The 19,694-nt window shown below is 59.5% G+C and carries 17 protein-coding genes and 1 pseudogene; 4 read left to right on the top strand and 14 right to left on the bottom strand.

The window, feature by feature from the left end:
- Positions 1-87 precede the first annotated feature (87 nt).
- From JLG71_RS04530 to JLG71_RS04595, 14 genes and pseudogenes are all read right to left on the bottom strand, one after another.
- On the bottom strand, positions 88-1,245 hold the full coding sequence (locus tag JLG71_RS04530; protein ID WP_014226730.1) for a CdaR family transcriptional regulator: 1,158 nt from the start codon (positions 1,243-1,245) through the stop codon (positions 88-90).
- Positions 1,242-2,417 (bottom strand): glycerate kinase, encoded by a 1,176-nt coding sequence (locus JLG71_RS04535; RefSeq protein WP_048260373.1) that lies wholly within the window; start codon positions 2,415-2,417, stop codon positions 1,242-1,244. Before JLG71_RS04535 ends, JLG71_RS04530 begins: the two co-directional genes overlap by 4 nt.
- Before the next feature lie 13 nt (positions 2,418-2,430).
- The gene (locus tag JLG71_RS04540) at positions 2,431-3,801 is read right to left on the bottom strand and encodes an MFS transporter (protein WP_023321586.1); all 1,371 of its coding nucleotides are present in this window, start codon (positions 3,799-3,801) and stop codon (positions 2,431-2,433) included.
- A gap of 76 nt (positions 3,802-3,877) precedes the next feature.
- A pseudogene (locus JLG71_RS04545) lies at positions 3,878-4,755 on the bottom strand (SMP-30/gluconolactonase/LRE family protein).
- Between the two features lie 13 nt (positions 4,756-4,768).
- The gene (locus tag JLG71_RS04550; protein ID WP_025106028.1) at positions 4,769-6,106 is read right to left on the bottom strand and encodes an MFS transporter; all 1,338 of its coding nucleotides are present in this window, start codon (positions 6,104-6,106) and stop codon (positions 4,769-4,771) included.
- A gap of 135 nt (positions 6,107-6,241) precedes the next feature.
- A complete protein-coding gene (locus JLG71_RS04555; RefSeq protein ID WP_004105426.1) occupies positions 6,242-7,432 on the bottom strand; it encodes a thiolase family protein in 1,191 nt (396 codons plus the stop codon).
- 11 nt (positions 7,433-7,443) lie between these two features.
- A complete protein-coding gene (gene fabG / locus JLG71_RS04560; RefSeq protein ID WP_172868704.1) occupies positions 7,444-8,178 on the bottom strand; it encodes a 3-oxoacyl-ACP reductase FabG in 735 nt (244 codons plus the stop codon).
- A 2-nt stretch (positions 8,179-8,180) separates the two neighbouring features.
- The gene (locus JLG71_RS04565) at positions 8,181-9,782 is read right to left on the bottom strand and encodes an acyl CoA:acetate/3-ketoacid CoA transferase (protein WP_032751153.1); all 1,602 of its coding nucleotides are present in this window, start codon (positions 9,780-9,782) and stop codon (positions 8,181-8,183) included.
- On the bottom strand, positions 9,779-11,335 hold the full coding sequence (locus JLG71_RS04570) for a class I adenylate-forming enzyme family protein (protein ID WP_032751151.1): 1,557 nt from the start codon (positions 11,333-11,335) through the stop codon (positions 9,779-9,781). Before JLG71_RS04570 ends, JLG71_RS04565 begins: the two co-directional genes overlap by 4 nt.
- Positions 11,336-11,583: 248 nt before the next feature.
- The gene (locus JLG71_RS04575) at positions 11,584-11,973 is read right to left on the bottom strand and encodes a VOC family protein (protein ID WP_064378408.1); all 390 of its coding nucleotides are present in this window, start codon (positions 11,971-11,973) and stop codon (positions 11,584-11,586) included.
- A gap of 1 nt (position 11,974) precedes the next feature.
- Positions 11,975-13,309, bottom strand: coding sequence for an L-fucose:H+ symporter permease (gene fucP / locus JLG71_RS04580; RefSeq protein ID WP_032751147.1), 1,335 nt, complete (start codon positions 13,307-13,309; stop codon positions 11,975-11,977).
- Between the two features lie 36 nt (positions 13,310-13,345).
- A complete protein-coding gene (locus JLG71_RS04585; RefSeq protein ID WP_047722945.1) occupies positions 13,346-14,287 on the bottom strand; it encodes a ribokinase in 942 nt (313 codons plus the stop codon).
- 11 nt (positions 14,288-14,298) lie between these two features.
- A complete protein-coding gene (gene alsE / locus JLG71_RS04590) occupies positions 14,299-14,988 on the bottom strand; it encodes a D-allulose 6-phosphate 3-epimerase (protein ID WP_014839469.1) in 690 nt (229 codons plus the stop codon).
- A gap of 109 nt (positions 14,989-15,097) precedes the next feature.
- Complete coding sequence (locus JLG71_RS04595) at positions 15,098-15,898, bottom strand: DeoR/GlpR family DNA-binding transcription regulator (RefSeq protein ID WP_025106034.1); 801 nt, start codon at positions 15,896-15,898, stop codon at positions 15,098-15,100.
- Positions 15,899-16,261: 363 nt separating this feature from the next.
- On the opposite strand from JLG71_RS04595, the gene deoC reads away from it, so the two are divergent.
- The 4 genes from deoC to JLG71_RS04615 all read left to right on the top strand — a co-directional run bounded on the left by deoC (position 16,262) and on the right by JLG71_RS04615 (position 19,580).
- Positions 16,262-17,011, top strand: coding sequence for a deoxyribose-phosphate aldolase (deoC, locus tag JLG71_RS04600; RefSeq protein WP_046876706.1), 750 nt, complete (start codon positions 16,262-16,264; stop codon positions 17,009-17,011).
- Positions 17,012-17,064: 53 nt separating this feature from the next.
- Positions 17,065-18,570, top strand: coding sequence for a xylulokinase (locus tag JLG71_RS04605; protein WP_185219826.1), 1,506 nt, complete (start codon positions 17,065-17,067; stop codon positions 18,568-18,570).
- Between the two features lie 61 nt (positions 18,571-18,631).
- The gene (locus JLG71_RS04610; RefSeq protein ID WP_009654966.1) at positions 18,632-19,405 is read left to right on the top strand and encodes a DeoR/GlpR family DNA-binding transcription regulator; all 774 of its coding nucleotides are present in this window, start codon (positions 18,632-18,634) and stop codon (positions 19,403-19,405) included.
- Positions 19,386-19,580 (top strand): type 2 periplasmic-binding domain-containing protein, encoded by a 195-nt coding sequence (locus tag JLG71_RS04615; RefSeq protein ID WP_177952253.1) that lies wholly within the window; start codon positions 19,386-19,388, stop codon positions 19,578-19,580. The genes JLG71_RS04610 and JLG71_RS04615 overlap by 20 nt, the downstream gene beginning before the upstream one ends.
- The last annotated feature ends 114 nt before the right edge of the window (positions 19,581-19,694 follow it).

Below are 19,694 nucleotides of genomic sequence, written 5' to 3' on the forward strand. Positions count from 1 at the left end.
CGCTATTATTTTGATAAACGGCGATCTCAGAGTGATACGCGGTACCAGGTGGCGAGGGCGCGTACCGGCCTGCTCGCCCGCCGCTCGTTAGCTTAAGGTATCAATCCATTCGCTCTGGCGCGGGTTCTGCCGACGATAGCAGTGTACCGACACCGCCAGCTGCGTCAGGTCGGTGAAGACCATCGGATCGAGCTGAATATGCTTTTTAATCTGCTGTAGCCGGTAGGTGAGCGTATTGCGATGAATCCCCAACAGCAGCGACGTTTTGCCCGGCTCGGCGTTATTGGCAATAAAGCTGCTGAGGGTATCCAGCAGCACTTCGCCGGAATCATGCTCAAGCAGCTGGCGTACGTTATTGATGAAAAAATTGACCATATAGCTGTCTTCCAGCACCCGGAACAGGCAGAGCATCGCCATTTCGCGAAAGTAGTAGATCTGCCGCTGCGGCTGCACTTTGCTCCCCACCTCAATCACCGAACGGGCGAATCGGATGGCCTCGCGAATATCCGGAGCGCTGTCCGCCTGCACGCCAATACCGATATGGTAATGGCTGATCTGATTGCTGAGGACAAACTCGATGCCCCGCAGCAGCGTTTCCTGGGATTCGCTCAGCGTATTGAGGAGCAATATTTCATTGCTGCCCAGCAAAATCACGTCTCTTACCCCGGACAGCTGCGAGAATTCCCGCAGCAGCGTACTCAGTATTTCGCTTAGCTGGTGCTGTTCGACCTGGACGGTTACCACGACCGGCACCAGCGGCGCATCAAAAGCGAAGCCAAGCTCCACCAGGCGATGCAGCGCTTCCTGTCCGGCGGGCGAAGCGCCTTGATCAAGATATTGACCAAACAGGGTATCGCGCAGACGCTGTCGCCAGTTGGTTTCCCGCATCTCTATGGCCTGGCGGACCAGCAGCTCGGCGGTGAGTACCGCCAGTTCAGCATAGCGGCTGATCGCTGCGGGATCGCCGCTGATGCCCACCACCATCACCACGCGATCGTCATAGATAATGGGATGATTAATACCGGGATGCACATTCTGGAAACGCGCGGCTTCCGCGGTGTTGTTAATACAAATGCGTTTACCGGTGCGTATCACCTCACGGGCGATCTCATGCTGCTCGCCGATACGATGCCGTTCACCTGAGGCAATGATCTGTCCATGATGGTCAATCACGTTCACGTTATGATGAATTATCGCCATTGCTCGGGCGACAATTTCATTAGCCAGCGCCGTCGTAATAATCATACAGTTATCCGCTTATGTGCCTCTCCGCGCCGCCCGCTCAGAAAGGTTCGTAGAACATTCTCCGCTGCGTCGGCGAGGAGCTGTTCGCATGTGTTCATCGACTCCGCCAGCGGCATAGGGCGCTGGCAGATAGACCACATCGCGTCAATATGGTGTTGATACAATTGCCGACTGCTCTCATCGCGTCCGCCGCAAAGGGCCACAACCGGTACGCCGTGGCGCGCCGCTTTGCCCGCCACGCCCACCGGGGCTTTACCAAAGGCGCTCTGACGATCGAGCCAGCCTTCCCCGACGATGGTCAGCGCGGCATCGCTAAGATGACGGTCGGCGTTAAGCAGTTCGAGCACCAGGTCAATGCCCGGGCGCAGCGTGGCACCCGCATAGGCGATTAGCGCGGCCCCCATACCGCCCGCGGCCCCGGCGCCGGGCCGTTCGCTGACGTCGTAGCCGAGCGTTTGCTTAAGCTGCCGACTGTAGTGCGCCATACCCGCCTCCAGCTCCCTGAGCGCCGCCTCGTCCGCGCCTTTCTGCGCGCCATACACCCGGGTGGCGCCATCTTCCCCGAGTAGAGGATTTGTGACGTCGCAGGAGGCCTGTATTTCGGCCTGTCGTAAGCGCGGGTCCATGGCGCTTAAATCGATGCGCTGAATATGCGCTAGGTCCTTGCCCGCCGCGGGAACCGGCAGCAGCGTGCCGTCCTCGCGCCAGAAGCGGGCGCCAAGCGCCTGGGCAAAACCGATGCCGCCATCGTTGGTCGCGCTGCCGCCCAGCCCGATAATCAAACGCCGACACCCGGCATCCAGCGCCGCTTTTACCTGCTCACCCAGCCCAAAGCTGCTGGCCAGGCGCACATCCCGCTGCGCTTTCGGCGTGAGCTCCAGCCCACAGCTTTGCGCCATCTCGATAATGGCCCGTTCGCCGGGCAGGATCAGAAACGCGGCCTGTACGGAGAGACCGTAAGGCGAGGCGCAACGCTGCTGCTGCCACCTCAAGCCCTTCAGCTGCGGACTTTCCGCAAGGGCCGAGAGCAGCCCCTCTCCGCCGTCCGACACGGGCATTTCGACCAGCTCCAGCTCCTCGTCAACCCGGCGCAACCCCTGTGCTACCGCTGCGCAAGCGGCCTGCGCGCTACAGCTACCCTTAAACGAATCCAGCGCGATAACAATCTTCATGCGTTCTCCTGCGTTAATGCGCTTTGCGCGGCGTTTTATCGGTGGTCATAAGCTGCAATAACATCCCCAGCAGCGCGCATCCCGCCATGGTAAAGAAGGCGTAGATATAACCCGCCGGATTTTCCCACCCCCCACCGAACTGGATGAGCCAGCCCATAAGCAATGGCGAAATGCCGCCGCCGATAAACATCGCCGTGGTGATAATGCCGTTGGCGGTAGAGGTGGCGCGTTCTTCGGCGGAGTCCGAAGCCATGGCGTAGTAGATAGGCCACACGGCGTTGGCCACCAGGCCAAAAAATAGCTGAATGGCGATAAGGCGCGGCATATTGGTGGCGAAATAGAACAGCGCAATGCCGATACTCATCCACAGACCGCAGACGATCAGAGTACGTTTACGGCCAAAGCTATCGGACAGCCAGGGCCAAATTATCTGGCCCAGGGTACCGGTAAGCGTGAAGATAATACTTAGCCCGGCGGATGCCGCCAGCGACAGGCCGGAGACGTGATAAAGATACGGCGGCAGCACAACGTTAATGCCCATATAGACAATTTGCGTCAGCAGGGTATTGCCCGCCGTTAGCGAAATATTGCGGTTGCGCAGGGTGCGTAAAAAGGTCTTCATCCCTTCGCCTTTGGCAACATGGCTGCTTTCCTGGGTCGCCGGGCGCGTCATCCCCTGGCTATCGATATGCAGATAAAGCGTGTTGATGCGATCGGCGGTGGAATATTTCGCCCAGAAAATCATCAGCGGGATGGCGACGATCAGCGCCAGCAGGAAGCAGTAGCGCCAGCTGCCTTCGCCAAATGCGGAAAGCACCAGACTTGCCACCACGCCGCTCAGCAGCGCGCCAATCGGATAGCCGGTATGATGCACCCCCAGCGCGAAGCCGCGTTTCTCTTTCGGCCACCACTCTGCGGTGTTGCTGACGCCGACGGGCTCGCCCCAGCCGGCCCCGAGGTTGACGCCAACGCGCAGCAGCACAAAAGCCGTCAGCCCGTGGCTGATCGCTTTAATTCCGGAAAGAAAAGAGAGGGCGGTATAGCCCAGCACCAGCGGTACCTGAAAGCGCGCTCGCTTCCAGCCTGAACCGTAGCGATCGCTCCAGATGGAGCCGGGGATATCCAGCACCGCAAGGGCAACCATAATCAGGGCGACGACGTTGCCCCACTGTTCCGGCGAGAGCGAAAACTCTTTAGAGATGACCGGGCCAAGGCGCAGGATCATCTCGCGATCGTAGGCGTTAAGCACCCAGATTAGCCAGCAAACCAGCAGCGAAACCCAGGAGAAACGATGTATCAGCCGCTTTTTTCCACCTTGTTCGCCGGCAGGTGTGTGATTGATTGTTGTCATAGTCGTGTTTACTCCGCGGCGTCGCGACAGCATGATGCGCGCCGCCTGGTGTCAGGGTCAGAGTCAGTTCGCCGGGTATTATTGTTATCGCGGCGAGCCGGAGGTTGGCTTAGCCGGCAAAACGCCGTTCCGCTACGCCGGTCACGCCCAGGTCGTATAGGGCGAACAGGCTGCCGCGCAGCTGATTATCTTCCGGGAAGCGCGGGAGGGGCGGCTGTGCCATTGAGGTGACGTACAGCACGTCGAGGTTTTCGCCGCCGAACATTACGCTGGTCACTTTTTTCACCGGCATCTCAATGATGCGATCGACCTTGCCCTCCGGCGTGTAGCGTACCAGCTTGCCCGCGTAGACCAGCGCGTTCCACAGATAGCCTTCGCTGTCCACGGTGGCGCCATCCGCCGCGCCGCCTTCGCTGCGATCGACACGGCAAAAGACTCGTTCTCCGGAGAGATCGCCGGTCGCGGTGTTGTAGTCCCAGGCGCAGACTTCGCCCGTCCAGGTATCGGCAAAATAGAACGTCTCGCCGGAGGGGCTCCAGCAGGGGGCGTTAGAGACGATGATATTTTTCTTCAGCACGTGCAGTGACAGATCGGCGTCCAGGCGATATAGCGCGCCGCTCGGCTCCTCTTCACGCATATCCATCGATCCGAACAGAAAACGTCCCTGACGATCGACTTTGCCGTCGTTGAGCCGGTTAAAGGGCCGGTCCGCTTCCGGATGTGCAGTAGCGTCAGCTCGCCGCTGGCGAAGTCGAGCAGATGCACGCCATTCTGTAGCGCCACCACCGCGCCTTCGCCGTTCTGGCGCAGGGCGAAAGAGCCAATTTTCTGCCGCACGTCCCAGCTCTTAATCGCGCCGCCCTGCGCGTTACAGGCGAACAGGCGCCCGTCGAGGCTGTCCACCCACCAAAGACGCTGCTGTTCGACATCCCAGACCGGGCTTTCGCCGAGTCGAGTTTTTAAATCCAGTAAGACTTCGATGCGCATAAGAACCTCCTGATTACGCTTTTTCGCCGTCGGCCTGTTTTGCCGATGCACTGCCGGGGGATGACGAACTTTTGATGAACACAGACACCAGCGCGCCGACGATCAGTAGCGCGACGGCGAACCATAAGCCGGACGTTGCCGCGCCGGTGCGGTCCTCAAACGCGCCGAGAATAAACGGCCCGAGAAAGCCGCCGCACAGCCCGAGGCAGTTAAGCAGGCCGAAGCTGCCCGCCAGCATATGCCCGCTCATGATCGAGGGGAGCCAGTTAAAGATGATGGATTGCATGGCGAAGAACATGAAGGCGGCCAGCGAGAAGCCAAGCAGCGCCACGCCGTGGCCGGCAATTGCGCCAATGGCCATGCCGGTCGCCATGACCAGATATCCGGCCATCAGCATGCTGCGCGAACGCTGCTCCGTCCGGGCGAAGCGCGGCAGCAGGATCCCGCCAGCGGCGGCTGCGATCCACGGGATGGCGGTCAGCAGACCGATCTGCAGCGGGGTAAGCTGGCCCCAGCTACCGATGATCCCCGGCAGGAAATAACTCAGGCCGTAAACCGAAAACTGATGGGTAAAGTAAATCAGCACCAGTAACAAAAATACCCGGGTGGTGAGCGCGGTTTTCAGGGAAAAACGGCTCGGCGTATGGCGCGTCTCCTCGGCTTCTTTCTCCAGTACCGCGTTGATTGCCTGCACGTCGTTGCTGTCCAGCCAGCGGGCGTCAGCCGGTTTATCCGGCAGTCTGCGCCAGACGACGAACGCCAGCGCTATCGCGGGCAGCCCTTCGATAAAGAACATCCACTGCCAGCCGTGCCAGCCGGACATTCCATCAAGGCTTAATAACAATCCGCCCAGCGGCGCGCCGATAATATTGGCCAGGCAGACTCCCAGCAGGAACAGACCGGTGGCTTTAGCGCGCTCTTCGCGGCCAAACCAGAGGGTCAGGTAGTAAATAATGCCCGGATAGAGCCCCGCTTCGGCGGCGCCGAGCAAAAGGCGCATCACGTAAAAGGACGTAGGCCCGGTGACAAACGCCATGCCGCAGGAGATGATCCCCCAGGTTATCATGATGCGGGCGATCCAGCGCCGCGCGCCAATCCGGGTTAAAAACAGGTTGCTGGGGATCTCCAGCACCGCGTAGGTGAGAAAAAACAACCCGGCCCCGAGGCCGAATGCGGTTGCGGAAAGGCCGATATCCACCGACATGGTCGCTTTCGCCATGCCAATATTGGTACGATCAATAAAGCTGATGATGTACGCCACGATAAGCAGCGGCATCAAATGGCGGTAGATCTTTTTATGGGTGCGCTGTAGCTGCGTCCCGTTTACCGCCTTTTCATTTATTGCGGACATGGTTATTATTTCCCCGTATTCGTGGTCAGAAGCCTTGCCGGGATCGCGTCGATCCCGTTAGTCAGCTCACAGGTTGTCGCCGGGTGCTGACCCGAACGACGCCCGGCCCGAAGCCCCACTTCGGGCCGTCTTTTCCTAAGCGCCTTCGCGCTCGAACAGCATAGAAATCCCCTGGCCGCCGCCGATGCACATGGTGACCAGACCGGTGCGCGCGCCGCTGCGCGCCATTTCATACATCAGTTTGACCGGCAGGATCGCACCGCTGGCGCCCACCGGGTGGCCGAGGGCGATCGCGCCGCCGTTGACGTTAACGCGGGCTGGATCGAGACGCAGATCGTTCATCACCGCCAGCGCCTGGGCGGCGAAGGCCTCATTGAGTTCAATTAAATCGATGGCGTGAACATCCATATTGAGACGGTCCATCAGGCGTCGGGTAGCGGGAGAGGGGCCAAACCCCATAATCTCCGCGCCGCAGCCGGCGACCGCCCAGCCGCGAATCCGCATGCGCGGGGTTAAGCCGCGCTGTTCCGCCTGCTGGCGGGTCATCATCACCAGCGCGGCCGCGCCGTCGTTAATGCCGGAGGAGTTGGCCGCCGTCACTACGCCGTCGGCTTTAAATGCCGGACGCAGCGCGGCGAGCTTTTCGCGCGGGGTGTCGCGCGGGTGTTCATCGGTCGCGAACAGGCGGGTCGCTTTTTTGCCGTCCGGCACCTCAAGGGCCAGAATCTGCTCGCGGAAGCGATCCTCAGCGATCGCCTTCAGCGCCTTCTGCTGGCTCGACCAGGCGAAATCGTCCATCGCTTCGCGAGTAATACCGAAGCGTTGCGCGACGTTTTCCGCCGTGATGCCGTTGTGATAAGGCCCTTCTGGCCAGGTAAGGATGGAGATCAGTCCATCTTCCAGCTCGCCGTGGCCCATGCGATAGCCATCGCGCGCTTTGCGCAGGTAGTAGGGCAACTGGGTCATATTTTCCGTTCCGCAGGCGACGACCACCTCGGCCTGGCCGCTTTGCAGCTGCATCATGCCGTCCGCCAGGGCCTGAAGCCCGGAGCCGCACTGGCGGTTAACCGAATACGCGGTGCTCTCCTGCGGGATCCCCGCCCGCAGCTGGCAGATGCGGGCGATAAAACCGCTTTCGGCGATTTGCCCGACGTTGCCGACGATCGTTTCATCGATATCCTGTGGCGCAAGCCCGGCGCGGGCGATCGCTTCGCGAATAACCGCTGCCCCGAGATCGTGCTGGTGGGTATGCTTAAGACTGCCGTTAAACGTGCCAATAGCGGTACGGACGCCGCTGACAACCACAATATCATTAGCCTGTGTCATCGTTTTTCTCCTTACAGCACCATGCCGCCGCCGACGTTAATGACTTCCCCGTTGATATAGCGCGCGGCGTCGGACGCCAGAAACGCCACGCACTCGCCAACGTCTTTCGCCTCCCCCGCGTAGCCCGCAGGGATCTTGTTGATCATGATTTGCCAGACGTTTTCCGGGACGCCGCGCGTCATATCGGTATCGATAAAGCCCGGGCAGATGGCATTAACCGTGACGCCTTTTTTCGCCAGTTCGCGGCAGGCGGTTTTGGTCATCCCCACCACGCCGGCTTTTGACGCCGAATAGTTGGTTTGCCCGACGTTGCCAAGCCAGCTGGCGGAAGCGATATTGATAATGCGGCCCGCGCCGCGCTCGCGCATGCGGATGGCGGCCTGCTGCATACAGAGAAAAGTGCCCTTCAGATTGACATCGATCACCGTGTCCCAGTCCGCTTCGGAGAGTTTGTGCAGCATGGCGTCGCGGTTGATTCCGGCGTTATTCACCACAATATCCACCGGGCCAAACGCCTCTTCGGCCTGGGAAAACAGCGCTTCGACCTGCGCTTTTTCACCGATATTGCAGCTGATAAACAGCGCCTGTGCGCCCGATTCGCGCAGGGACGCGGCGGCGGCTTCGCCGTGCGTGTCGCGATCGGCGATGATCACGCGCGCGCCTTCCCGCGCAAGCACTTGGGCAATGCCAAAGCCGATACCGCGCGCGGCGCCGGTAACAATGGCGGTTTTACTGGCAAGTTTCATAGCTAATTTCCTTGTGAGTCAGAGGATGAATTCCGGGACAGATGTTCCGCGAGGCCGCAAGGCTGCGGGGTGAACAAGCGGCTGTCCATAACCTGAAGATCCGCGGCGATCGCCGGACGAAAATCCATATGCGCCAGGATGTCGCGCTCAAGATCGATACCGGGGGCGATTTCCGTCAGCACCGGCCCCTCCGGGCGCAGTTCGAAAACCGCCCGTTCGGTGACGTAATGCATGGTTTGTCCTTTGGCGCGGGCCAGCTCGCCGTTGTAGGAAACCTGATTCACCCCGGCGACGAATTTGCGTACCTCGCCTTCGCGGCGGATATGCAGGGCCCCTTGTTCACAGGCGATCTCCAGCCCTTTGGCGGTAAAAGAGGAGCAGAACACGACGTGGCGGGCATTCTGGGTGATATCGATAAAACCGCCCGCGCCGGGGCAGGATGCGCCGAGCCGCGTGGCGTTGACGTGGCCGTGCGGGTCCATCTCGCCGGCGCCCATAAAGGTGATATCGACCCCCGCGCCGTTGTAATAGAGCATTTGATCCTGGTGGCTTATCATCGCGCTCAGGTTACGACCGATGCCGAAATCAACGCCGCCCGCCTGCTGCCCGCCGTAGATCCCTGACTCCACGGTGATGGTGACCTGCTCGCCGAGCCGTTCTTCGTGAATGATGGCGCCAATAACATCGTTAGGAATGCCGGTGCCGAGATTGATGACGCAGCCGGGCGTCAGATAGCGGCAGGCAATCCGCCCGATAAGCTTGCGCAGGTCGAGCGGCAGCGGTGCGTTCTGCGCGGCAGGCAGCTGGATATCGCCGCACAGCGCCGGATCGAAGTCCCAGCTGGAGGTCTGGCGGTGATCCATCTGCGGCTCTTCGCATACCACAATGGCGTCGATCAGGTTGCCGGGAACGGTGATGCTTTTCGGATGCAGCGAGCCTTTCGCCACGCGATATTTCACCTGCGCCAGCACCTTCGCCCCATAGCGTCTGGCGGCGAGAACCGCGTGCAGAACTTCCAGCTTCATCACCTCTTCATCGGTCGTGAGGTTGCCCTCTTCATCAGCATGGGTGCCGCGCACAATGACCACGTCCAGAGGAATGGCCGGGTAGAACAGATATTCGTCGCCGCGAAACGTCACGTGCTCGATCAGATCGGGCCGTTCGCGGGTGCGGGCGTTCATCCGCCCGCCTTCCATGCGCGGATCGACAAAGGTACCGAGCCCGACGGGGGAAAGCCGCCCGGTAAGCCCGGCGGCCATCGCGCTATAGAGATGGACGATCTGCCCCTGCGGCAGACACCAGGCTTCCACTTCGTTGTTGTTGATCATCGCCATCCAGCGCGGCGCCAGGCCCCAGTGCGAGCCGATAAGCCGCGTTACCATACCCGGGTGGGCGAAGTGCTGGATGCCGCGCTGGCGATCGCTTTGCCCAGCGGCATGCAGCAGCGTCAGGTCGCGCGGTTCGCCCGCGGTCAGAAAGCGCGCTTCGATAGCGCTTAAAATGGACTCCGCCGCGCCGATAAGCGTCATCCCGACGGTGCAGACGGTGTCGCCGCTGGCGACCCGCTGGGCCGCTTGATGGGCGTCGATAAATTTGCTGCTCACTTTTTATCCTCCGTTGATAGCGTGATGATGGATTCCGCGAGGCGCGTTTTGAGCTGTTGTTTGCTCACTTTTCCGTTATGGGTGCGCGGTAAAACGCGGGTGAAAATAATGCGCGCCGGCAGCTTAAAGCGGGCGATTTTGACCTTCAGCCAGCCGAGGATCTCTTCGCTGGTCAGGTGGTGCTGGCCGTCCGGCACGATAAACGCCACCGGCTCTTCGCCATAGATCGGGCTGGGGGTCGGGATGACGGCAACTTCCCGCACTCCCCGATAGGTAGAGAGAATGTTTTCCAGCTCCAGCGAGTAAATCTTCTCTCCGCCGCGATTGATCATGTCCTTGCTGCGGTCTTTTATGTACAACCAGCCTTCATCGTCGAGATAGCCCAGGTCGCCGGTACAAAACCAGCCCTGTGCATCGCAGCTCGGGCGTCGTTCGCTGTGCTGCCAGTACTCGCGGATCACCACGTCGCCTTTTAGCCAGATATGCCCGATTTGCCCGGCGGGGAGGAGCTGCTGGCGATCGTTGCGGATCGTAATGGCGAGGCCGGGGATCGCCTGGCCCGAACTGCCGCATTTATCGCTGCCCCAGACGTCGCCCGGAAAAATCGTCGCGGGTGAGGTCGTTTCGGTGAGACCGTAGATCGGCTGAATCGCCGTATGCGGAAACAGGGTTTTTAACTCGTTGATCAGTCCATCGCTCAGATGGCCCGCGCCGCAGGCAATCGTGCGTAACGCGGGGAAATCGCCTGGATGACTGGCGCTCTGCTCGCGTGCCGCCTGGCAGAGAAGGATAAAGATGGTTGGCGAGCCGTGCAGAAAGGTAATGTTCTGTTCGCGCAGGGTGCCGATCACCTGCGGGGCGTTGAACCGGTGCTGCAGCCAGATGCTCGCGCCGAGGCTAATAAACAGCGCCAGCAGCGCCGACAGGCCGGTGATGTGATAGATAGGTACCGCCAGAATGGTGCTATCCGCGGCGGTGAGATTCAGTTTTTGCGTATAGGCGTCAATCGCGCAGAGCAGGTTATTGTGCGTGATAATCGCCCCTTTCGGCTCTCCGGTGGTACCGGAGGTGAACATCATCACCGCCGTATCGTCGCGGTTAACCGGGACCGGCTGGCGGGTCAGCGGTTCGGGAAGTGAGATCGCCTGCCATTCGCTGAGCGAAACCGCGCGCGCGTCGGGGGTGTTTTTCAGCCAGTCCTGTACGGTCGCATCGAACAGCACGACCCGCGGGGCGATATGGCCCACCAGCTCCTCGCTTTCGGCCTGCTTAAGCTTAGTGCTGAAAGGCACCACTTCGATGCCCAGACCAAGCGCGGCAAAAAGGACTTCGCAAAAAGCGGGATGATTCCCCCAGGCCAGCAGGATTCGATCGCCTTTGCGCAGCGACCAGACCTGGTCAAGCTGCGCCATCGCTCGCTGTACCCGCAGGTGAAAATCGCGGTACAGATAGCGCCGATCCTCAAACGCCAGCGCCAGGGCATCCGGGCTGCGGGCGGCGCTGTGTCTCAGGGCCTGGTACAGATTCTGGAAGTCGGCGGAGGTGCTGCTCATTTGTCTCTCCTGATATTGCGTATTGACTGGAAGTAGTCTGGGGAAATTCAGGAGAGGAAATTGCCGAATGGCTCACAATAGAAAATCAACAAAACAGAAGCAATTTTGTAACATTGCACAATAGGCAGGAGAGGTCAGGCGGGGGGCGAAAATCTGGAAGCAGGCAGGCTTTTGTAAAGCCTGAGGAAGCCCACTTTTAGACCCGTGTTAACCGGGCCTAAAAGGGAGAAGGGGATCAGCCCGGCCGCTTAGCGTTTAAAGGCATCAAACTCGAGCCGTTCGCCATCGGGGCCGCGAATAAGCAGGAAGCGCACATTTTCTTCCTCAATCGGCCCTTCATCGAGCGGATAACCGAGCGCCGCCAGCCGCTGCTGCACCGCATCCAGGTCGCTGACTTCCAGCGCCAGATGATCGATACCGCAGCGAGGGGAGTCAAAAGGCGTTCCTTCGGGAAGCTGGTACAGCTCGAGGACGGCGCCCGCCATTTCAAGAAACGCGACTTCAATAGCGCCCTGCGGCGACGGTTTGCTAAACCGCTGCTGGCGCTGAAAGCCCAGCGGTTCATAGAAGGCTAGCGAACGCGTTAAGTCGCTGACCTGATAGCCAATATGAGCAATCGTGTTGATCAGTTCGCGCATGTTATACCCCCTTACGCACGCACCAGAAACCGTAGAAAGCGACATACACAAAGCACACAAGTGGGGCGATAAAGGCGATTTGCATATTGCCGCCGTTCATATCCGAGATAATGCCCATCACCAGCGGAATAACGGCCCCGCCGATAATCGACATCACCACGATCGAGCCTGCGGTCTGGGTATCTTTCCCCATCCCTTTGATGACCAGACCAAAGTTTGTCGGCCAGCATGGCGCCATACAGAAGCTGACCAGAATGAGCGCATAGACCGCCAGCATTGAACTGCTGAATACGGCAACCAGTAAAAGGGCGGTGGCGGCCAGGGCAAAGGTACCGAGCAGCAGCGCCGGGTTCAGGCGGTTCATCAACCAGGTGGCCACGGTTTTACCCACGGCGTAAATCACCAGAGAAGCCAGCAGCCAGTAAGTCGCGGAGTGCTCGCTGGTGCCCTGCTGCACGAGCTGCACAAAGCGAATCGTGAAGCTCCATACGCCAACCTGGGCGCCGACGTACAAAAACTGCGACAGGATCCCGAGGCGAAAGCGCGGGATGGCAAACAGGCGTTTCAGCGTAGGCCCCATGCTTTCCGTCGGGAGCTGCTGCTGCTGAGAGGGCGTGCCCTTGCACGACGGGAATTTGATAAACACGAACACCAGCGCCAGCACCACCAGCACGGAGCCGATAATCAGATAAGGCCCGACCACCTGGCCGACCATCTGATGGCGCGCGGCGTCCGCGGCGGCGGCGGGCATCGCCAGCAGCTGTTCATGGCTCGGATCGTTTTCGCCGAAGACCATCACCTGGCCAATCAGCACGCCGGAAATCACGCCCAGCGAGTTGAAGATCTGCGAAAAGTTAATGCGCTGGGTGGAGGAGTGGATCGGGCCCAGCAGGCTGGAGTAGGTGTTTGCCGAGGTTTCCAGAAAAGAGAGTCCGCAGGCGATCACCCCCAGGCAGGCGAGGAACGCGCCGTAGGTCATGATCTGCGCGGCCGGGACGAACAGGAAACAGCCGAGGGCGTACAGGCACAGCCCAATAATAATCGCCGCTTTATAGGAATAACGCTTAATCAGCGCCGCCGCAGGCAGGGCGACAAAGAAGTAGCCGAGGAAAAAAATCGACTGCACCAGCGCCGTCTGGGTATCCGTTAAATCGAAGCCCTTTTTAAACTGGGCGATCAAGATATCATTCAGGTTGCCCGCCATCCCCCACAGCGCAAACAGGCAACAGACCAGTAAAAATTGCAGCCAGGGGGTGTGCGGTAAATACGCGCTGGTGTCCAGTTTTTCATTGTGGACCGCCGCTTTATCGACCTTATCCGTGATTAGCGTACTCATTGAGCTATCCTCTTAATGGTTTTTATACAGTAGGGTTTAAGCCATTTCATAATCAGAGGCGGCACGTAAAAGCCGTTCTCGTGCCTCCTGGTAATCCGGTAAAGATGATGCGCCCTGCTTTTCGACGCTGACGGCGGCGTACGCCGCCGCAAATCGGGCCGCGCTATGCAGCGGCTCGCCGCAGGCCAGACGCGCCGCCAGCGCGCCGTTAAAGGCATCGCCCGCGCCGGTGGTATCGCGGGGATGAGAAGGAAAGCACGGAATAGGGGATTTCACGCCCTGCTCGCTCAGCAGGGCGCCCTTTGCGCCGAGGGTGATAATGACGTTGCGCGCGCCCTGAGCATGCAGCGCATCGGCGGCCTCGGCCGCGGCCGCCAGAGAGTCAACCCGGCGCCCGGTCATTAACCCGGCCTCTGTGGCGTTCGGCGTGAGCAAATCCACTTTGCTTAGAAAGGCGTGCTCAACGGGCTGCCAGGGGGCGGGATTGAGCACCACGAAGGCCCCGGCTGCTTTCGCGGCGTCAACGACCTGTTCAATGGCGGAAAGATTGTTCTCCAGCTGAACCAGCACCACATCCGCGCAGCCGATAGCGGGAATGCAGCCGGCGATTTCATCATCGGTCACCGTCATATTCGCGCCGGGGTCGACGGCAATCATGTTTTCGGCATCGTTGCCGGCCACATAAATCAGCGCATTGCCGGTGGGGACGTCTTCGGCGACCAGCAGCGTCACGGCGTTAAACCCCACGCCCTTCAGATGACGGCGGGCAAAATGGCCGAAGGTATCATTGCCAATCTTGCCGATATAGTGAACATTCGCCCCCGCTTTTAGCGCGGCGGTGGCCTGGTTCGCCCCTTTTCCGCCGGCGCTGGTCATGCTCCCGCAGGCCACTAACGACTCGCCCGGCACCGGAAAGCGCTCCACTCTGGCCACCATGTCGAAATTGAATGAACCAAAAACACAGACTTTTCCTGACATCATTCGCTCCTTTATACATGCTCGGGGGAGTGCAGCGCGGCGGACAGATCCCGGGACATTTTTTCCCAGGCCTGCTCGAGCGGCATATCCGGGCGGAATAAACCGCTGCTGCCCATCACCAATACCTGCGCCCCGGCTCCCAGCAGCTCACGGTAGGTGTTGCGGTTACATGAGCCGTCGACTTCCAGCAAGAAGTTGAGGCTGCGGCTCTCTTTTAACTGATGAAGCTGCGCGATTTTGGCGGTCATTTCGGGAATAAACGGCTGACCGGCATAGCCCGGATCGACGGTCATCACCGTGACCTTATCGAGCAGATGCAGATAGTGCTGGATGCTCTCAACCGGCGTGGCGGGATTGAGCACCATCCCCACCTCTTTCCCCGCCTGGCGAAGCATATTGATGACCCGAAAAGCTTCGCGGCAGATGGTTTCCGGATGCAGGGAAATGGCGTCTGCTCCGGCTTCTATCAGCGCCGGGATAAACGGGGCGGGCTCTTCGACCATCAGGTGGACATCGATGGGAAGCGACGTATAGGGCCGAATCTGCGCCACAAAGCTGGCCGATAGCGCCAGGTTTTTCACATAGTGCCCGTCCATCACGTCGACGTGCAGCCTGTCGGCTTTGCCGTTTAAAAAGTGCAGCTGTTCCGCCAGCTTCATCATGTCCATACACATGAGCGAGGGAGAAAGGTAATAACGCATAAGGCCTCTTTTATTCCGGTAGTGGCTGATTTCAGGCAAAGTCTGGCCCTGCCGCGGGAAGCAGCGTTTCGACAATGCGCGTAGTCACCGTCACGTCATGACGGCGTACTCAGGCGATCTGTAGCCCGACGTTATGCCAGGTCATCTCTTTTTCCAGCAGCGGATCGACAAACTTTTCGGTGATTAAACAGTCCAGCTCGCCCAATCCGCCGATCCGCGCGACGCCTGTTCGCCCCAGCTTGCTGCCGTCGACCAATGCCACGGTCTGACGGGCGGCCAGCATCATCTGTTTCAACAGGGCGGCGTGGGCTTCCGTACCCGCATATAAACCGCTATCGCGCTCCAGCCCCTGGCAGGAGAAAAAGAGCGTATCGACGGCGTACTCGCGCAGCGTTCGTGAGGCGGTTTCACCGAAGAACGCCTCCTCGGTCGGGGAAAAATCGCCCCCCAGTCCCACGAGATGCAACGAGCGTCTGCTCATCAGCGTTTGCAAGATGCGGATAGAGGGCGTGATAACCGTTAGCGCCATCTCCGGCATCTGCCGGGCCAAAAACCAGCTGGTGCTGCTGCCGTCCAGAACGATGGTCTGTCCCGGCTGGAGACACTGCAGCGCTTTGCGGGCAACGCGCATTTTTCCTTCGCTGTGCAGCAGCGTTCTCTGCTGAAAGCTTCCCTGGCTATCTTCGACCGGCAGGGCGGGCGACGCCGCTCGGATCGCCGGCAGCGGGTTCTCCGCCGCCAGCGCTCCGCCATGGCTCCGATTTAAGATCCCTTTCCGTTCCAGCTCGCTCAGATCGCGGCGAATCGTTTCCCTGGAGACCCGAGTCGCTTGCGCAATCTCATTCACTCGCATCACGCCGCGTTGGCCCAGCAGTTCAACAATCAAACGATGACGTTCCAGCGGCAACATAGCTCTCTCCTGAAGTACATAATCAGATTACCTTTCCCTTGCGCAGGGCGTTGAGACCTCCGGAATATCCGGCGAAGGCGACCGTTTTGTCGCCGGTCAATGTGACAGCGTACGCATTTTGGCGTCATATCCGGCAGCGGTTTCGCTCTCTCGCCCGTTATTCAGGCATAAACAAAAACAAACAAAAATAAATGCAATATTGCCTTTGCGCCCGTTTATGCCCGTTTACGCCCGTTCATCAAGGGCATCGCTCATTTCCCGTCTGCTAATTAAAAGCAAATGAAAATAAAAAAATGCTAATTTGATCACGTTATTTTCATTTGATGCGTTTTTAAATGGATTTAAGCCGATTAAGAGCATTAAATGAAAGCAACTAAAAACAAAGAGCAGGATAAAACCATGAATGAAACAACCCGTCGTTTTGCACGTTTAGTCGACCTGAGCGCAGTCCAGGCCACCAGTACCGAAGCGGACGTTCGCGCCTGCGCCGAGCTGGCAACCCGATACAACATTATTTCCGTCCACGTTCTGCCCTGCTGGACGCGTTTTCTCAGTACGTTGCTGCCGCAGCAGGGGACGGGAGAGGTGATGATTGGCGGGCCGGTCGGCTTTCCCGGCGGCGGGCATGCGACTGACACCAAGGTTCAGGAAGTGCGGCAGCTGATTGCCGATGGCGCCCGCGAAGTGGATATGGTGGTGAATATCGGCAAAGTGTTATCCGGCGATTATGACTATGTGCGCGAAGATTTGCGCCGCGTGGTGGAGGCCGCCGCGCCGGTACCGGCGAAGGTGATCCTCGAAACGCACTATCTCAATGAGGAGCAGATTCGCCGCGTGTGCGATATCGCCGTAGAGGTGGGGATGAAGTGGGTCAAAACCTCCACCGGCTGGGCGCCGACCGGCGCGACGGTGGAAAAAGTCAGCATTATTGCCGACCAGCTTAAAGGCCGAATCGATATCAAAGGCGCCGGGGGGATTCGCGATCTGGCAACGGTGCGCGCCCTGTACCAGCTTGGCGTCCGCCGCTTTGGCATGAGCCATGGCGCGGTCACAAAGGTGCTGGCTGAACTGGAGCAGCACCCGGAACGCTTTCCCGAGCTGAACGCCGATTAAACTGAGAGACCGCGGGCCTGATGGCCCGCCTTAAGACGTCACCGGAGTCAGTGATGAAAGATAAAATACTCACGATTGATGTTGGCACTGGCAGTACCCGCGCCGCTCTTTTGCGCGTTGACGGCACGATGGTCGGCTTTGCGCAAAGAGAGTATGAACAGACCACGCCGCGTGCGGGTTGGTCAGAACAGGCCCCGTCTTTATGGTGGCAGGCCGCCTGCGACTGTATACGCGAGGTGCTTTACCGCTATCCTGAAACGGCTGCGCAGATTGCGGTTATTGGCGCCTGCGGGCAGATGCACGGCACCGTCCTGCTGGACGATCGCGGCGAGCTGGTGGAGGACAGGGCGCTGCTGTGGAATGACAAGCGCAGCCAGCCGCAGGTGGAAGCTTTTACCGCGCGCGAAGGGCGGGAAAAGTGGCTGGCGCATTTAAATAATCCACCCGCGGCGGCGTGGCCCGCTTTCAAATTAGCCTGGTGGCGTGAACATCATCCGGAGCGCTGGCCGCAGCTCGCCAAAGTGTTAATGCCGAAGGACTATATTAATTTCATGCTGACCGGCGCCCTGGCGACCGACTATAGCGAGGCGTCCTGCTATTTCCTGATGGACAGCGAAACCCGCGCCTGGTCTTCGCAAGCCTGCGAAACGTTTGGCCTGCGGGTCGATCAGCTACCGGACCTCAAACTTTCCAGCGACATTATCGGCCAGGTAACCCCGCGCGCCGCCGGCCTGACGGGCCTGCCGCCAGGGATCCCGGTGGTTGCCGGTACGTCGGACATGGCGGCCTCTCTGCTGGGCTCGGGAGTATATGAGCCGGGGATGGCGTCCGACTCCACCGGCACGTCGACGCTGATCACCGTGGTGTCGCCGCGGCCGTTACGCCACCAACTGGTCAATAACCTTCATCTGGCTAACGCGGCCTGGGGCGGATTTACGATTCTCGACGCCGGCGGCGATGCCGTCCGCTGGGCGCGGCTGGCGCTTGCCGATAACCAGATTACCCACCCGCAGCTTTTGCAGGAAGCGGCGGCGGTGCCGGCCGGTGCGGAAGGGCTGCTCTTTCTTCCCTATCTGACGGGAGAGCGCCTGGCCGAACACACGAACTCGCGGGCGCAGTTCTTCGGCCTGCAGCGCAAGCATCGCCGCGGTCATTTATTCCGCGCGGTCCTGGAAGGGGTGGCCTTTGCGTCCTGGCGCAATCTGCGCCAGCTGCAGGCGTGCGGGCAATATCCGCAACAAATGATCGCTTCCGGCGGCGGCGCGCGCAGCCCGCTGTGGCTTGAAATCAAAGCCGCGGCGTACAATCTTCCGATATTATCTACGCGCAACCAGGAGAATGGCGTCACCGGATGCGGTATTATCGCCGGGGTTGGCGCGGGGCTGTACGCGGATTTTGCCAGCGGCGTGAGGCAGACGGTGCAGTTCGATAAGCTGATTTCGCCGGATCCCCGTCTGCGGGATTATTACCACGCCTGCAGCGAGCTTTTTGATACGCTCTACCGGCAATCCGCCGCCTTATACGACAGGCTGGATGCCCTGAGCGCAGGACCCGACTGATAAGCAACGGTAAGCCAGCGCCGCGTCGCGCGTAACGTGCCGTAAATAAGAGAGAGGCAGAATGTTTGCAGAAGAAAGACAGGAGAAGTTGCTTAGTATTCTCAGGGAAAAACGCAAAGTGGCTGTTTCTGAGATGTGTGACGTCTTTAATGTATCTGGCGCCACCATTCGTGCCGATCTCCGCCAGCTGGAAGAGGAGGGACTGCTGACCCGTACACACGGCGGCGCCGTCCTTCGCACGCGGGCGAGCTTTGAACAGGCGTCGGACGCGCGTGAAATTGTCAACCTCAGCGCGAAAGAGCGGATCGGCCAGCGCGCAGCGGCGCTGGTTGAGGATGGCGACATTATCGTGCTGGATACCGGCACGACGACCCTGCATATCGCGCGCAATATTCGCGACCGACAAAACGTCACGGTGGTCACCAACGATTACCAAATCGCCCGCGAGCTGGAAGCCAGCCCCTCGATTCAAACCATTCTGCTGGGCGGGATCGTGAAGAAGGGGTACCACTGCGTGGTGGCGATCAACGGACGCTCCATTCTTGATACCCTGAACGTCGATAAAGCGTTTATGGGCGCCAATTCGCTGTCGCTGAAACACGGCGCCTGCGTGGCCGATATCATGCTGGCAGAAACGAAACGCGGCATGGTTGAACACGCCAGCCAGGTGATTATCGTCTGCGACTATAGCAAGCTGAATAATACCTCGCTTGCCCAGTTTACCGCCGCGGATCGGATTGATACCGTGGTGGTCGATCGTCTGCCCGATGACGTTCAGGCGTATCGTAATGCCGGCATTCAGGTGATCTCCCTGGATGAAGAGGCGCACCTCTAGCGTTCTGTTCCGGCAGCGGCGTACCGATCCGGAGTACTACAGTAAAGGGCTCGGTATTGCGCCGCGTATCAACCCGGCGCTGGAGAAAGTGACGGCTTCTCCCGAATATAGCGCAATTAAAGCGCGCTGGATTAAAGCGTCGTTGATAGTGGCGTACAGGAAAGATACCCCCTGAAGGGTATAGTCCCTCAAACGTTCCTGTATGCCATCGGGAGCATCGGCTTATCCGTCAACGACAAACGGTTACTGGTTCTCTCCCTTTTTAAAAGTTTTCAATACATTATGCGCG

The organism is Klebsiella michiganensis (assembly GCF_015139575.1).
Classification (GTDB): domain Bacteria; phylum Pseudomonadota; class Gammaproteobacteria; order Enterobacterales; family Enterobacteriaceae; genus Klebsiella; species Klebsiella michiganensis.

Coding starts and splice junctions, on each gene's coding strand:
- JLG71_RS04530 (WP_014226730.1), bottom strand. CDS start 1,245: ATGATTATTACGACGGCGCTGGCTAATGAAATTGTCGCCCGAGCAATG.
- JLG71_RS04535 (WP_048260373.1), bottom strand. CDS start 2,417: ATGAAGATTGTTATCGCGCTGGATTCGTTTAAGGGTAGCTGTAGCGCG.
- JLG71_RS04540 (WP_023321586.1), bottom strand. CDS start 3,801: ATGCTGTCGCGACGCCGCGGAGTAAACACGACTATGACAACAATCAAT.
- JLG71_RS04550 (WP_025106028.1), bottom strand. CDS start 6,106: ATGTCCGCAATAAATGAAAAGGCGGTAAACGGGACGCAGCTACAGCGC.
- JLG71_RS04555 (WP_004105426.1), bottom strand. CDS start 7,432: ATGACACAGGCTAATGATATTGTGGTTGTCAGCGGCGTCCGTACCGCT.
- fabG (WP_172868704.1), bottom strand. CDS start 8,178: ATGAAACTTGCCAGTAAAACCGCCATTGTTACCGGCGCCGCGCGCGGT.
- JLG71_RS04570 (WP_032751151.1), bottom strand. CDS start 11,335: ATGAGCAGCACCTCCGCCGACTTCCAGAATCTGTACCAGGCCCTGAGA.
- JLG71_RS04575 (WP_064378408.1), bottom strand. CDS start 11,973: ATGCGCGAACTGATCAACACGATTGCTCATATTGGCTATCAGGTCAGC.
- fucP (WP_032751147.1), bottom strand. CDS start 13,309: ATGAGTACGCTAATCACGGATAAGGTCGATAAAGCGGCGGTCCACAAT.
- JLG71_RS04585 (WP_047722945.1), bottom strand. CDS start 14,287: ATGTCAGGAAAAGTCTGTGTTTTTGGTTCATTCAATTTCGACATGGTG.
- alsE (WP_014839469.1), bottom strand. CDS start 14,988: ATGCGTTATTACCTTTCTCCCTCGCTCATGTGTATGGACATGATGAAG.
- JLG71_RS04595 (WP_025106034.1), bottom strand. CDS start 15,898: ATGTTGCCGCTGGAACGTCATCGTTTGATTGTTGAACTGCTGGGCCAA.
- deoC (WP_046876706.1), top strand. CDS start 16,262: ATGAAAGCAACTAAAAACAAAGAGCAGGATAAAACCATGAATGAAACA.
- JLG71_RS04605 (WP_185219826.1), top strand. CDS start 17,065: ATGAAAGATAAAATACTCACGATTGATGTTGGCACTGGCAGTACCCGC.
- JLG71_RS04610 (WP_009654966.1), top strand. CDS start 18,632: ATGTTTGCAGAAGAAAGACAGGAGAAGTTGCTTAGTATTCTCAGGGAA.
- JLG71_RS04615 (WP_177952253.1), top strand. CDS start 19,386: ATGAAGAGGCGCACCTCTAGCGTTCTGTTCCGGCAGCGGCGTACCGAT.